The following is a 13285-nucleotide window of genomic DNA, read 5'->3' as shown; positions in this document are numbered from 1 at the left end:
GACTTTGCAAATCATGCCACAGAAACACAAAAACAAGGCGCGCTGGAGAGGCTCACTTTCCCGTCTGTTCCTGCTTTTGGACCAGCATCGAGCGCAGCAGCGCGGCCGCGACCGGCGCCGCATGCGCGCCACCCGTCTCGGTCGAGCGGCTGACGAACACGGCAAAGGCGAGGCGCCGGTCCTGCCCCGGGATGCTGCCCGGCTCGAGCCAGCCGGTGAACCAGACCGTGGCCAGGCCGTCGTCGCCGACCGGGGCGGTGCCGGTCTTGCCGTACAGCCCAGCGCGCAGGCCGTCGAACTCGGGCGCGCGGAAGGCGCCGGCCGCCGTGCCGTGGGCGACCACGCCGCGCAGGCCGGCGCGGATGCGGTCCAGGCGCACGCCGAGCGGCTCGCCCGCCCCGGCGGCGGCTGCGCGGCCGTCGAGGGCGAGCAGCAGGCGCGGCGCGATCGCCCGGCCTTCGCCGACGGCGCCGGCCGCCAGCGCCATGTGCAGCGGCGTCGCCTGCATGCGCAGCCCGATCGCCATCTGGCGCAGCTCGTGGCGCGAGCCGATCGGGTCGCTGCCCGCGATGCTGGCCTGCAGCGCGTCCCAGTCGCGCCAGCGGTAGTCGGCGGGCAGCAGGCCGCCGTCCAGGCGCAGGGGACGCTCGAAGCCGAGCCGGCGCGCCATGTCGGCCACCGGCCGCACACCATCGAGCGCGCCGGGATCGAGCGCGCGCAGGCTGGGCGCCCCGCCCTGGGGCTTGCCGAGCAGGCTGCGGTCGGCCAGCTCGGCGGTCCAGGCGAACCAGGTGTTCAGGCTGTAGGTCAGCGCTTGCGACAGGCCCAGCCTGCCGTCCTGGGCACGGCGGTCGAGGTGCTGGTCGCGGAAGTTGGTGATGCGGGCGCCGGCCCCCAGCGGATAGCTGGCGGCGTCGGTGCGGAAGGCATGGCCGCCGGCCGCCGCCATCGCGTTGATGCCGGACAGGGGCATGCCGTCGAGCAGCGCATCGAGGCGCGGATCCTGTTTCGCCGCCAACTCCAGCCCGAGCGCGCTGACGATCTTGAAGGTCGAGCCGGGGCTGCGCTCGGCGCCGCCGTCGTGCTGCAGCGCGGCCTGGCGCAGGGGGCTGCGCGCCGGGTCGACGCGGTCGAAGTCGCGCAGCTCGTTCCAGGCCGCGGCCGTTGGTGCGCCCCCGCTCGACGCGCTTGCGGCGGCGAGGATGTCGCCGCTGCCGGTGTCGAGCAGCACCAGGCCCGCCTGGCGACCGGGCGGCGGCGCCGCGCCGCCGTGGCAGCGCGCCCCGTCCCAGGTGCCGCGGCGCAGGCCGACGCAATCGAGCGCGCCCTGGGCGGCCGTTTGCAGCGCCAGGTCGAGCGTGAGTTGTGCGTGATGCGGCCGGCCGCCCGGCGCCGGCAGCCGGCCCAGCATGCCGGCGACGCTGTTCGCATGGTCCGCGCGCAGGCCAAGCAGCGTGTCGAGCCCGGCCGCGGCCGCGCTGTCGCTTGGACGGCCGCCCCGCCACAGCGCGGCGCCGTCGCGGTCCGCCAGCATCACCGGCGTCGGCGCACCCGGCCCGGGTCGCCCCACGTCGGGCAACGCCTGCCAGCGCAGCCCGCCCTGGCGCAGTACCAGGTGGCGATAGGCCGCGTCGCCGGCCGTGCCGACCGCCGCCATGTCGAGCGGCGCGGCTTCCAGCAGCACGCGGCGCGCGCCGGGTTCCAGCGCCAGTTCCAACTCGCGTACGTCGTCCGGCCGCATGCAGGCCCGTCCGCCGCACGCCGGGCGCGCCTGCACCAGCCGGGCGCCCTCGATCGCGCCCACGCGTCCCGCCAGCATGAGCGCGATGCGCTCGCCGCCGCGCGCCGGCTTCATCGTGCTGGGCAGCACCAGCGCCAGGCGCGCCGTGCCGGCATGCGCCGGCCAGTCGGCGACGCGGGTCCATGGCTCCCAGCCCTGCGGCAAGCGGTCAAACAGGCGCGCCGCCGCCAGCGGCATGGCGGCGCTGGCGGCGGCGGCCACGGCGCCAGCGCTTGTCACCACACCGGCCTGCACCGCCACGCCCAGCCCGTTCGGGCGCAGGCGCCAGGCCAGCAGGCGCCGCTCGCTGTTGTAGACCCGGATCTGTTCCTGCACGTAGGCGCCGTCGGCGCGGTGGTGCAAACGCTCGAGCAGCTTCAACCCGGCGGCGTCGAGTACGACGCCGCCCCAGCTGCGCAGGTCGCCGGCGCGCTGGGCGGGATCGGCGGCGCGCCAGCGGGCCAGGTCGCGCGGCGCCACCTCGACCAGGCCGGAAGGAGAAAGCCGGACCAGGCCGTGCTCGCGCAGGCTGTCGAACAGGGCGCCGTCCTCGAGCCGCGGCGCGGCCTCGTATGGCACCCGGTATTCGCCCGGCGCCAGCGTCGCACTGCGTACCTCGCCGTGCACGGGAAAGGCCGCTACCAGCGCCGTCTGCGTGCCGGCCGGCGCCGGCAGGTAGCGCTGCAGCACGAGTTCGCCGGCCGCGCAGGCGGCCTTGGTGCGGCGCGTCACCCGCAGCGCCCCGCGCTCGCCCCACACCAGCCAGCCCTGGCGGCCGAGCAAGCCCTCCCCGCATTCGCCTTTGCCGATGCTGCCCTTGCTGGCGTCGCCGATCCAGCGCGCGGCCGGCGCGCCGCTCCAGCTCACGGCGAGCGGCGCGCCGGCGCGCGCATGGCCGCCGATGTCGAGTTGGGGCATGGGCTGGCCGGCCAGCACCACGTTGCGCAGGGTGACCGGACTGCTCGCCGTCTCGTTGCGCCTGGCCCAGCGCGCCACGTCCTCGAAGCGGTAACCGATGCGCACCGGCGACAGCCGGCCGCTGCCACGGTCGAGCATCTGCTCGCAGAGGTCGATCGCGACCGCCCGCTCGGGCCGCATGTTCGCCAGCACCAGCAGCGCCCCGCCGCCATGGCTGCCGAGCGAGACGCCGGGCTGGTCCGGCACCCGGAAGGACACGCCCGGCAGCGCCGACTGGAAGGCGGGCAGGTCGCGCACCAGGCCGGTAGCGGTGCCCTCCGGCAGCGCCTGCGCCCCGAGCGTGCGCGCATGGTGGACGATCAGGATCGCGCCGCCGAGTATGAGCGCCAGCGCACCCAGGCCCAGCCAGGGGGCCGCGCCAGGCGTAGGCGCACGCACGGCGGCCCGGCTCGGCGCCGGCACCGATACCGAGGTCCGGGCGGCGCCGGCGCGCAGGTTGCGCGCGCGCCGCCGCGCCCGGCCGCTGGCGGCCAGGCCATCGATTACTGTCGCGATCATTCCCTGCATCGAGCCTCCCTGGCGGCATCCAGGCGCCGCGTCTCGCGCAGGCCTAGCCGGGGGATGGTGAAAAGCATGCGGATACGGCCGAGCAGGCGTACCGGGTCGATGCACCTTGGCCGCCGTTTTTGTGCAGGCCATCCCGCTTTTCATGCGGCTCGTCGCAATCCGGTGGAGCCTTGGGACGGCCTTGGCTACAGTGCATCCATCGCAAACCCACCCGCAAGGAGAACACCGTGAACATCGCCAAGCACATGGAAGCCGTTTTCGTCATTGCCCTCGCCGCCGCCGGCTCCGCCAGCTACGTCGCCGATGCCATTCCCGAAGCCCAGGCCCGCCCTGCGCTGATCCAGGATTCGAGCATCGCGACCAACACCAAGATGGCCGTCGTGGTCGTCAAGGGCAAGCGCCTGAGCGACGCCGAGAAACAGCAAATGCTGCTGGCCGATCGTCGCGCAAGCGGGAGCCGGATTTGATCGCCCGCGCCTGCCGGGCCCTGCGCCGAACGCCTGTCCTACGCGGCACCCAGCGCCGCCGGGACAGGCACTAAACGCGCCCGGCAGCGATTTTCCCGCCCGGCTTTTCTCGTCCCTTCCGCTTCCCTCTCTCCCCTCGTTTCTCCTCAGCTGTTGTCGCCGCGCTGATGCAAATCGTTTCAGTTGTAAGCACATGCGTCAAACGCCCCGTTGCGCCTAAGCGATTGATATAGTGAATCATCCGCTTTGGAATTGGAGAACGAACATGAAACCCAGCCTCCCTCTCGCTACCCTGCTCGCCGTCGGCGCCATGGCTTTCGCCCCGCTGCCCTCGATGGCCCAGGCCAACCTGGAAGTGTATATCGGCAGCGCCCCGCCGGCCCCGCTGTACGAACGCGCGCCGAGCGTGCGCCGCGGCTACGTCTGGAGCCCCGGCTACTGGGAGTGGCGCGGCCACCGCCACCACTGGAACCCCGGCACCTACATCGTCGAGCGTCCCGGCTATGTGTATGCGCCGCCGGCCTGGCGCCAGAACGGCGGCCGCTGGATCATGACCCAGGGCTACTGGAGCCCGCGCGACCGCCACTATGCGGGCAACGACCGCTACTACGACCGCGGCGACCGTTACTATGGCGACCGCGGCTGGCACGACCGCGACCGCCGCGGCCCGCCGCCGCGCACCGAGGGCCGCCGCGACTACGACCGCGACGGCGTGCCGAACCGTTACGACCGCGACCGCGACAACGACGGCGTCCCCAACCGCTACGACCGCGACCGCGATGGCGACGGGGTTCGCAACCGCTACGACAGCCGGCCGGACAATCCGTATCGCCGTTGATCGCGTACCGGAGCGGATAAGGAAAAAGCGCCTCGCATGGGGCGCTTTTTTTTGTTGGGTTTCGCGGATAATCGGAGGGTGAAACCGCGTGGGCACAAGTGCCCACCCTACGGTAGGGTGGACTCCCGAGTCCACGCGGTACAGCGCTTGATCAGCCGAAACAGGGCGCGTCATTACTGCTTCAGGTGCTTGTCCAAAAACTCCCGGATCTTCGCGCTCGCCACCGCCTGGTTCTTCTTCTTCGAGAAACCATGTCCCTCGTCCGGGAAGACGACGTACTCGACCTCGACCTTGTTCTTCCTGACCGCCTCGACGATCTCGTCGCTTTCCGGTTTGATCACGCGCGGGTCGTTGGCGCCCTGGATCACCATCAGCGGCTTGCGGATATTCGCGGCGTGGAACAGCGGCGAGGTCGCGGTCAGGAATTCCTTGTCCTTGACCGGGTCGCCGATCTCGTCGTACAGGGCCTTGCGCTGGGCTTCCCAATACGGCGGGATGCTTTCGAGCGTGCGGATCCAGTTGCTGACGCCAAAGATGTCGATGCCGACCTTGAAGGCTTCCGGACGGAAGGCCATGGCCGCCAGCGTCATGTAGCCGCCGTAGCTGCCGCCCATGATGCCGATGCGTTCCGGGTCGACCCAGCCCAGGCTGGCCAGCCAGGTCTTGGCCTCGACGCAGTCCCACAGCGGCTCCATGCCGTGCTTGCGGTCGTCGGCGGTGAAGAAGGTCTTGCCGTAGCCCGAGCTGCCACGGTTATTGATGCCCAACACCGCATAGCCATGGTTGACCAGGTACTGGATCTGGGCGCTGTAGCCGCGCATGGTCTGGCCGCCCGGCCCGCCGTGCACGTAGACCATCGCCGGCACCTTGTTCAGGTTCGAGGCGCCCTTCGGCTTGTAGAAGATCGACGGGATCACGGTGCCGTCGAAAGACTTGAAGCGCACCACCTCGGCCTCGACCAGGTCGTTCGGGTCGATCTCGGGGCTCAGGCTGCGCGTCAGCTGGGTCGTCTTCTTCGTGCGGAAGTCGTGCACGTAGAGGTTGTTCGGCGAACGGTCGCCGTTGACGTAGAAGGCCATCAGGCTGGCGCTCGGCGAGAACACCGCGCCGCGGATCTCGCCGCCGCTGGTCTTCGGCAGCGCCACCGGCTTGTCGCCGGCCGCATCGAGCACGCGCAGGCGGATGCTGCCGTCCTCGTTGACGTAGCTGATGCGGTGGCGGCCGTTGCGCGAGTAGCCGGTGCCGAGGATGTCCCAGTCGGCCTTCTCGACGTCCGTCACGGCGCCGGTCGCCAGCTCGTAGGCGCGCACGCGCGTGAATTCGCCGCCGTCGTTGGTGGTGAACAGCAGGCGCTTCGACTCCGGATCGAAATCCTGGGCGCTGTAGCTGGCCGTGCCCTGGTGCGGCGAGATGTGCTTGATCGCGCGCGTCTCGACGTCGTACAGGTAGATGTCGCTGTCGGCCGTGGTGTTCGGCTTGCCCAGCGCCAGCCAGCGGCCGTCGCGGCTGATCGCCGACACGGTCTGGCCGGTCTCGTTCTGGTAGACCATGCTGCGTGCATAGGTCTTCGCGTCGTACTTGTAGAGATCGAAGTACTTCGGATCGCGCTCGTTGGTGACCACGTAGAAGGCATTGCCGTCCGGCTGCCAGCCGGCGAAGCCCGCCTTCAGCTTGGCGCCCGGCGTCAGGTCGCGCTCGCTGCCGTCGAGTTCGCGCACGAACAGGTGGTTCTGCTCGTTGCCGCCCTGGTCGCGCGTGAACAGGATGCGGTCGTCGTTGTAGAAGAAGCCCACGGCGTAAGTGCTGTCGGTGGTCGAATTGGTGAGCGCGCGCGGCGTGCCGCCGCCCACCGGCAGCACATAGGCATTGAAGATGCCCGAGGCGTTGCTGTTGAACAGGATCTGCTTCTCGTCGCGGCTGAACGAGGCGCCGCTGACCGAGGTCGTCGCCATGAACTGCTCGATGGTGTAGCGCTTGTGTTCCTTCTGTGCCTTCTGGGTCTGCTTTGCAGGCGCTGGCGCAGCGGCGTGCGAAGGCGAAAATGCGGTGGCCATGCAGACGGCCAAGGCGGAAGCTCTTACGACATTGTGCAGCAAACGCATGGGTTCTCCTGTTGAACGACGGCGGAATACATCACGAAATGACGCCAGGCAAGTGTTGCAAGCTTTACACGCCATGTCAACGCCGCCGAAAGCGGTTATGCTCACGTCATGACCGACCTCGTCCGCCTCGAAGGCGCCGCCAACAAGACCGAACTCGCCGCCAGCCGCAAACTCGTGCGGCAGACCGGCATCCCATTCGAAGCCGCCCTGCGCGCCACGCTCGAATCGAGCGCCGGGGCCCACGGCCTGCCGCACCTGCTGGCCGAACGCGCGGCCCTGCGCGCGGCCGAAGCCGCCCGCGCGCTGGCGAAGCGCGCGGCGCGCGACGCGGCGCTGGCCATGCGCCGCGCCCGCCACGAAGGCGCGCCGACCGCCTGGCGCGCCTGGTTCGACGGCTCCGCCAAGCCGAATCCGGGCCGCTGCGGAATCGGCGCGCGCCTGGCCGGGCCGAACGGCGAACTGGTCGAGCTGTCGCAGCCGGCCGGCTGGGGCAACAGCAGCGAAGCCGAGTACCGCGCCCTGATCCTGGTGCTGGAAACCGCGCTCGCCCACGGCGCTGGCGCGCTGACGGTCTACGGCGACAGCCGGGTCGTGGTCGACGACGTCAACGGCAGCGCCGAGGACAGCGCGCCCGTGCTGCGGCCCTTGCGTGCGCGCGTGCACGCGCTGCTGGCCCAACTGCCCGCGGTCACCCTGCGCTGGGTGCCGCGCCACAAGAACCTGGAAGCGGACGCCTTGTCGCAGCGCGCCCGCGCTTCCCTTGCCGACGAAACCGATGACCTCACAACATGACCTTGCCGCCTGGCGGCTGCGCTTCGCCGACATGGCAGCGGGCGCCTCGGGCAACGATGGCGCCCACGACGCCAGCCACCTGGAACGGGTCTGGCGCAGCGCCGAAGCCCTGCTCGCCCACCATCCCGAGGCCGACGCCCTGGTCGTGATGGCGGCCAGCTACCTGCACGACCTGGTCAACCTGCCGAAGGACGATCCCGATCGCGCCCAGGCCTCGCGCCGCTCGGCCGCGCTGGCGCGCGAGCGGCTGGCGCAACTCGGCTTTCCGTCCGACCGGCTAGACGCCGTGGCGCATGCGATCGAGGCGCACAGCTACTCGGCGGCGATTCCCGCCACCACGATCGAGGCGAAGATCGTGCAGGACGCGGACCGCCTCGACGCCCTCGGCGCGATCGGGCTGGCACGCATGTTCTACGTCGCCGGCCGCCTGGGCCGCGCCCTCGCCCACCCGGGCGATCCGCTGGCCGAGGCCCGCGAACCGGACGACCGCGCCTGGACGCTCGATCACATCGTGGTCAAGCTGGCCAGGCTGCCGGAGATGATGCAGACCGAAGCCGGGCGCGACATGGCCAACGAGCGGCTGGGCAAGCTGCTGGTGTTCCGCAAGGAATTTGCGCAGGAGTGGCTGGGGACGTAGGGCAGCCGATGCTTTTTTAATATGTACGATGCTAAGATGGTTCCTTTTTGGCAGGACCATCCATGCTGCGCAAGGTGACTCCGAACCAGGCTTCCGCCGGCAACCTGAACTTCGTCCTGGTCAGCGTCTTCATCGACGTGCTCGGCATCGGCCTGATCGTGCCGGTGATGCCGTTGCTGGTCGGGCAGTTCGTCGCCGGGCGCGACGAGCAGGCGCTGTGGTACGGCATCCTGGCCACCGTGTTCGGCCTGCTGCAGTTCATCTTCATGCCGATGCTGGGCGCGATCAGCGACCGCGTCGGGCGCCGTCCGGTGCTGCTGTACTCGATGGGCGGAATGTGCCTGAACTTCCTCGTCACCGCCTGGGCGCCGAGCCTGGCGTGGCTGTTCCTCGGGCGCGCGATCGGCGGCCTGTCGGCGGCCAGCATGTCGGTGGCGATGGCCTATGCTTCCGATGTCTCGTCACCCGACACCCGCGCCAAAAGCTTCGGCAAGATCGGCGCCGCCTTCGGCCTCGGCTTCATCTGCGGCCCGGTGCTGGGCGGCCTGCTGGGCGAATACAACCTGGCCCTGCCCTTCTACGTGGCCGCCGCGCTGTGCGCGGTGAACCTCGCCTACGGTTATTTCTTCGTGCCCGAATCGCTGCCCGCCGCCACCCGCGAACCCTTCAGCTGGCGCCGCGTGAACCCCTTCTTCGCGCTGCGCAGGCTCGTGGGGCGGCGCGACATCCGCGGCCTGGTGATCGTGTTCGCGTTGACCACCTTCGGCCAGATGATGACCCAGGCCACCTGGGTCCTGTACACCACCTTCCGCTTCGACTGGACCCCGCGCGACAACGGCATCGCCATGTTCTGCGTGGGCCTGGCCGCCGCCGTGGTCCAGGCCGGCCTGCTGTCGCTGCTGATCCGGCGCTTCGGCGAGACCCGCCTGGCCGTCATGGGCCTGACGTCGGGCGCGATCACCTTCGTGCTCTATGGTCTGGCGACCCAGGGCTGGATGATGTACGTCTTCATCTGCTGCAACCTGCTGGCCTTCGCCGCCGGGCCGGCCCTGCAGGGCATCATCTCGCGCGAGGCCGGCCCCGGCGAACAGGGCGAGCTGATGGGCTCCCTGCAATCGATCAGCAGCCTGGCGGTCGTGATCACGCCGCTGATCGGCACCGGCATCCTGGGCGCGGTCAGCCACCTTCCCCCCAACGACTGGCGCATCGGCAGCAGCTTCTTCCTGTCGGCGGCGATGCAGGCGATCGCGGTGCCCGTGGCGATCCGATTTTTCCGCCAGCACCGGTTAAAAGCATGACGCCGGCGGCCGGCATCTCCGGCCCCGTGATGGCCGCCGTGCTGTGCGCGGCGCTGATGCACGCCGGCTGGAACGCGCTGGTCAAGGCAAAAGGCGACGCCTTCCTCTCGACCGTGCTGGTCACGGCCAGCGCCGGCCTGCTCTGCCTGCTGGCCCTGCCCTTCCTGCCGCAGCCGGCGCCCGCCAGCTGGCCCTTCGTCGCCGCCTCGAGCATCACCCAGGTGCTGTACTACGCGCTGCTGATGGAGACCTACCGCGAGGGCGACATCAGCCACGCCTATCCGCTGATGCGCGGCTGCGCGCCGCTGATCGTGGCGGTGCTCGGGCTGCTCTTCATGGGCGAGCGGCTGGCCGGCGGCCAGTGGCTGGCGGTCGGCCTGATCTGCGGCGGCGTGCTGGCGATGTTCGCCAGCGCGCGCGGCATCGGGACAGCCGCGCGCCGCACCACCCTGCTGGCCCTGTGCACCGCCTGCGTGATCGCCACCTACACCCTGATCGACGGCGCCGGCGTGCGCCGCTCGGGCGCGCCGGCCGCCTACACCATGTGGATCTTCGTCTTCACCGCGCTCGGCGTCGCCGCCCTGGGCCTGCGCCGCCGGCGCGAGCTGCTGCCCTTCGCGCGCCGCCATCCGGCCCTGCTGCTGGGCGGCGGCGCGATGTCGGTCGGCTCGTATGGCGTGGCGCTGTGGGCGATGACGCAGGCGCCGGTGGCCGCCGTGGCGGCGCTGCGCGAGACCTCGATCCTGTTCGCGACCGTGATCGCCTTCCTGTTCCTGCGCGAGCGCATCGGGCCGGGACGGCTGGCCGCGGCGGCGCTGATCGCCTGCGGGGCGGTGGCGATGCGCCTGAACTGAACGCCAGGTTCCGGCGTCACGCCTCCTTCGTCCGCCGCTTCTCTCCGGCCGCGTGCTGCGCCACCAGCTCGCGCAGCACACCCAGTTGGGGCGACTGGTCGCCGGAGCGCCATGCCATCAACAATTCGATCTCCGGTGCGGGGGCTGCGAGCGGCCTGGTGCAGATGGCGGGATTGGTCAGCGACGCGGCGTAGGCCGGCAGGATGCCGATGCCAAGCTTCATACCGATCAGGTTCAGGTAGAGCAAGGTATTGGTCGCGACCTGGGTGACGCTCGGCCGCACGCCGTGCTGCGCGAAATAGCTCTCGACGACATTGTGCAGGTCGCCCGAATACAGCGGATGCGGCTGGATGAAGGCTGCGTCGTCGAGTTGCAGCGGGTCGATCTCCTCGTATTGCGCGAGCGGGTGCCCGACAGGCAGGACGGCGACCAGCGATTCGCGCAACACCACTTCGCTCACGACCTCGGGCGAGCGGATCGGCTTGCGCAGGAAGGCGATATCGATTTCATGGTCGAGCAGCTTCTGCTCCTGTTCGAACGTGGGAATGCTGCGTAACTCGACGCTCAGCTCGGGCAAACGCATGCGCAGGCGCGGCAGGATGCTCGGGAATATCCGGACCTCGGCGGCAGGAACGAAACCGATCGTGATCGTCGACGTGTCTTTCCGTCCAACCTGGCGCGCCCGCACCAGCGCACGGTCGGCCTGGGCCAGCGTCAGGCGGGCTTCGGTCAGGAAGACCTGGCCCGCTTCGGTCAACTCCACCTTGCGGCGGGTACGCGCGAGCAGCAGCGTGCCGACCTGCTCCTCGAGATCGCGGATCTGCTGGCTCAGCGAGGGCTGGGCCGTGCGCAGGCGTTCGGCTGCGCGCGTGAAGCTGAGTTCTTCAGCGACGGCGACGAAATAACGCAGATGTCGGAGTTCCATGGTCTTCCTTGTGATCGATTACCGATGGACGTCGCGGCGGACGGGAGATCGTGCGGCCTGCCGCACGGCAGTCTCGCGGCGCCTCGATCGTCTTATCGCTGAAACGTCTTAATTACTACAAACAAAATATTATACAAGCGCTCCTGTTCGAACGAATATATGTGGAATTCATTAATCATATGAAGCTCGTAGAGGAGACGCATAATGTCTGAAAAAGTCATCGACTTCGACGCGCTGGTGGACGCACGAACCGGCCGGGTTGCATCATCGATCTATACCGACCCCGAACTGTACGACCTGGAACTGGACCGCATTTTCGGCCGCTGCTGGCTGTTCCTGGCGCACGTCAGCCAGATCCCGAAGGCGGGCCATTTCTTCAATACCTACATGGGAGAAGACCCGATCATCGTGGTCCGCCAGAAGGATGGCTCGATCAAGGCATTCCTGAACCAGTGCCGCCATCGCTCGATGCGCGTGAGCCATGCCGATTGCGGCAATACCCGTGCCTTTACCTGCCCCTACCACGGATGGTCGTACGGCACCGACGGCAGCCTGGTCGACGTCCCGCTGGAACAGCGCGCCTATCCGCACGGCCTGTGCAATGAAAAACTCGGCTTGCAGGAAGTGACGCGCGTAGCCGAGTACAAGGGCCTGATCTTCGGCAACTGGGACCCCGCGGCGCCCAGCCTCGAGGAATACATGGGCGATATCGCCTGGTACCTCGACGGCGTGCTCGACCGCCGCCCGGGCGGCACCGAAATCGTCGGCGGCGTGCAGAAGTGGGTGATCGACTGTAACTGGAAGCTGCCTGCCGAACAGTTCGCCAGCGACCAGTACCACGCCCTGTTCTCGCACGCCTCGGCCGTCCAGGTCCTGGGTGCGAAAGCCGACGACGCCGACAAGGCGCTGGGCGCCGGCCAGACCGCGCGCCCCGTGTGGGAAACGGCCAAGGACGCGCTGCAGTACGGCCAGGCCGGACACGGCAGCGGCTTCTTCTTCACCGAAAAACCGGATGCGAACGTCTGGGTGGACGGCATGGTGTCCCAGTACTACCGCGACACCTATCCCGAGGCCGCAGAGCGCCTGGGCAAGGTGCGCGCCCTGCGCCTGGCCGGTCACAACAACATGTTCCCCACCATGTCCTGGCTGAACGGCACCGCCACGCTGCGCGTGTGGCACCCGCGCGGGCCGAACCAGGTCGAAGTGTGGGCCTTCTGCATCGCCGACAAGGACGCGCCCGAAGACGTCAAGCAGGCGTTCGAGCGCAGTGCGACGCGCGCCTTCGGCCCGGCCGGCTTCCTCGAGCAGGACGACTCCGAGAACTGGGTCGAGATCCAGAAGGTGCTGCGCGGCAAACGCGCGCGCCAGACCAAGCTGATCGTCGAGATGGGCATCGGCAACGAGAAACTGCGCGAGGACGGCATCCCGGGCGTGACGAACTACATTTTCTCGGAAACGGCGGCCCGTGCGATGTACCGCCGCTGGGCCGACCTGCTGGCCTGCGACACATGGGCACAAGTGCTGGAACGCAGCAAGGCGTACGAAGAGGAGGTGCTCAAGCATGGCTGATACCACTGTCGAGCGTGCGCGGACCGTCCCGCTCGAACTGCACCACGAACTCGCGCAGTTCCTGTACCACGAGGCCGAACTGCTGGACGACTGGCGTTTCCGCGACTGGCTGGACCTGCTGGCCCAGGACGTGGAGTACACGATGCGCACCGTCTCGAATGCGCAGACGCGCGACCGCCGCCGCGGCGTGCAGCCGCCGACGACCTGGATCTTCAACGATACGCACGCCCAGCTCGAACGCCGCATCGCACGGCTGGAAACCGGCATGGCCTGGGCCGAGGAACCGCCCTCGCGCACCCGGCACCTGGTCACCAACATCGTGGTCAAGGCCACGGATCGTCCGGACGAATTCGACATCCGGCTGAACTACCTCCTGTATCGCACCCAGAAAGAACGCGACCAGGCCATCTATGCCGGCAAGCGCATGGACCGGGTACGCCGTGCGGACACGGCCGCGGGATGGCAGATCTGCCGCCGCGAGATCGTGCTCGACCAGGCAACCCTGACGACCCACAACCTTAGCGTACTTTTCTGACAA

General features: G+C 69.2%; 11 protein-coding genes. 8 read left to right on the top strand and 3 right to left on the bottom strand.

The window, feature by feature from the left end; all coding sequences use genetic code 11:
* Positions 1-52 precede the first annotated feature (52 nt).
* Positions 53-3256 (bottom strand): penicillin-binding transpeptidase domain-containing protein, encoded by a 3204-nt coding sequence (locus ACFOPH_RS04190; RefSeq protein ID WP_379733727.1) that lies wholly within the window; start codon positions 3254-3256, stop codon positions 53-55.
* 236 nt (positions 3257-3492) lie between these two features.
* On the opposite strand from ACFOPH_RS04190, the gene ACFOPH_RS04185 reads away from it, so the two are divergent.
* Complete coding sequence (locus ACFOPH_RS04185) at positions 3493-3732, top strand: hypothetical protein (RefSeq protein WP_312554560.1); 240 nt, start codon at positions 3493-3495, stop codon at positions 3730-3732.
* A gap of 265 nt (positions 3733-3997) precedes the next feature.
* Positions 3998-4570 (top strand): YXWGXW repeat-containing protein, encoded by a 573-nt coding sequence (locus ACFOPH_RS04180; protein ID WP_379733725.1) that lies wholly within the window; start codon positions 3998-4000, stop codon positions 4568-4570.
* 173 nt (positions 4571-4743) lie between these two features.
* Here ACFOPH_RS04180 and ACFOPH_RS04175 read toward each other — a convergent pair whose 3' ends face one another.
* Positions 4744-6624: a S9 family peptidase gene (locus tag ACFOPH_RS04175; RefSeq protein ID WP_379733723.1), complete on the bottom strand. Its 1881-nt coding sequence runs from the start codon at positions 6622-6624 to the stop codon at positions 4744-4746.
* 156 nt (positions 6625-6780) lie between these two features.
* Here ACFOPH_RS04175 and ACFOPH_RS04170 point away from each other — a divergent pair, with 156 nt between their 5' ends.
* From ACFOPH_RS04170 to ACFOPH_RS04155, 4 genes are all read left to right on the top strand, one after another.
* Positions 6781-7464 carry a ribonuclease HI family protein gene (locus ACFOPH_RS04170; RefSeq protein ID WP_379733722.1) on the top strand — a complete coding sequence of 228 codons (684 nt, stop codon included), beginning with the start codon at positions 6781-6783 and terminating at the stop codon, positions 7462-7464.
* Positions 7448-8101 (top strand): HD domain-containing protein, encoded by a 654-nt coding sequence (locus tag ACFOPH_RS04165; RefSeq protein WP_379733720.1) that lies wholly within the window; start codon positions 7448-7450, stop codon positions 8099-8101. Before ACFOPH_RS04170 ends, ACFOPH_RS04165 begins: the two co-directional genes overlap by 17 nt.
* 62 nt (positions 8102-8163) lie before the next feature.
* The gene (locus tag ACFOPH_RS04160) at positions 8164-9399 is read left to right on the top strand and encodes a TCR/Tet family MFS transporter (protein ID WP_312552504.1); all 1236 of its coding nucleotides are present in this window, start codon (positions 8164-8166) and stop codon (positions 9397-9399) included.
* Positions 9396-10253: an EamA family transporter gene (locus ACFOPH_RS04155; protein WP_379733718.1), complete on the top strand. Its 858-nt coding sequence runs from the start codon at positions 9396-9398 to the stop codon at positions 10251-10253. Before ACFOPH_RS04160 ends, ACFOPH_RS04155 begins: the two co-directional genes overlap by 4 nt.
* A gap of 16 nt (positions 10254-10269) precedes the next feature.
* Here ACFOPH_RS04155 and hcaR read toward each other — a convergent pair whose 3' ends face one another.
* Complete coding sequence (gene hcaR / locus ACFOPH_RS04150) at positions 10270-11178, bottom strand: DNA-binding transcriptional regulator HcaR (RefSeq protein ID WP_379733716.1); 909 nt, start codon at positions 11176-11178, stop codon at positions 10270-10272.
* Between the two features lie 204 nt (positions 11179-11382).
* On the opposite strand from hcaR, the gene hcaE reads away from it, so the two are divergent.
* A complete protein-coding gene (hcaE, locus tag ACFOPH_RS04145) occupies positions 11383-12747 on the top strand; it encodes a 3-phenylpropionate/cinnamic acid dioxygenase subunit alpha (protein ID WP_379733714.1) in 1365 nt (454 codons plus the stop codon).
* Entirely contained in the window at positions 12740-13282 is a 543-nt protein-coding gene (gene hcaF / locus ACFOPH_RS04140; RefSeq protein ID WP_312552499.1) for a 3-phenylpropionate/cinnamic acid dioxygenase subunit beta, read from the top strand. The genes hcaE and hcaF overlap by 8 nt, the downstream gene beginning before the upstream one ends.
* Positions 13283-13285: the final 3 nt, after the last annotated feature.

This window comes from Massilia haematophila, from assembly GCF_042647645.1.
Lineage (GTDB): Bacteria > Pseudomonadota > Gammaproteobacteria > Burkholderiales > Burkholderiaceae_D > Telluria > Telluria haematophila.
This window is presented reverse-complemented; position numbering and strand designations above follow the sequence as displayed.

Bases quoted from the DNA above. Each gene is read 5' to 3' on its own strand.
- hcaF (WP_312552499.1), top strand. From the start codon at position 12,740: ATGGCTGATACCACTGTCGAGCGTGCGCGGACCGTCCCGCTCGAACTG.
- ACFOPH_RS04175 (WP_379733723.1), bottom strand. From the start codon at position 6,624: ATGGCCACCGCATTTTCGCCTTCGCACGCCGCTGCGCCAGCGCCTGCA.
- ACFOPH_RS04160 (WP_312552504.1), top strand. From the start codon at position 8,164: ATGCTGCGCAAGGTGACTCCGAACCAGGCTTCCGCCGGCAACCTGAAC.
- hcaE (WP_379733714.1), top strand. From the start codon at position 11,383: ATGTCTGAAAAAGTCATCGACTTCGACGCGCTGGTGGACGCACGAACC.
- ACFOPH_RS04165 (WP_379733720.1), top strand. From the start codon at position 7,448: ATGACCTCACAACATGACCTTGCCGCCTGGCGGCTGCGCTTCGCCGAC.
- hcaR (WP_379733716.1), bottom strand. From the start codon at position 11,178: ATGGAACTCCGACATCTGCGTTATTTCGTCGCCGTCGCTGAAGAACTC.
- ACFOPH_RS04170 (WP_379733722.1), top strand. From the start codon at position 6,781: ATGACCGACCTCGTCCGCCTCGAAGGCGCCGCCAACAAGACCGAACTC.
- ACFOPH_RS04180 (WP_379733725.1), top strand. From the start codon at position 3,998: ATGAAACCCAGCCTCCCTCTCGCTACCCTGCTCGCCGTCGGCGCCATG.
- ACFOPH_RS04190 (WP_379733727.1), bottom strand. From the start codon at position 3,256: ATGATCGCGACAGTAATCGATGGCCTGGCCGCCAGCGGCCGGGCGCGG.
- ACFOPH_RS04155 (WP_379733718.1), top strand. From the start codon at position 9,396: ATGACGCCGGCGGCCGGCATCTCCGGCCCCGTGATGGCCGCCGTGCTG.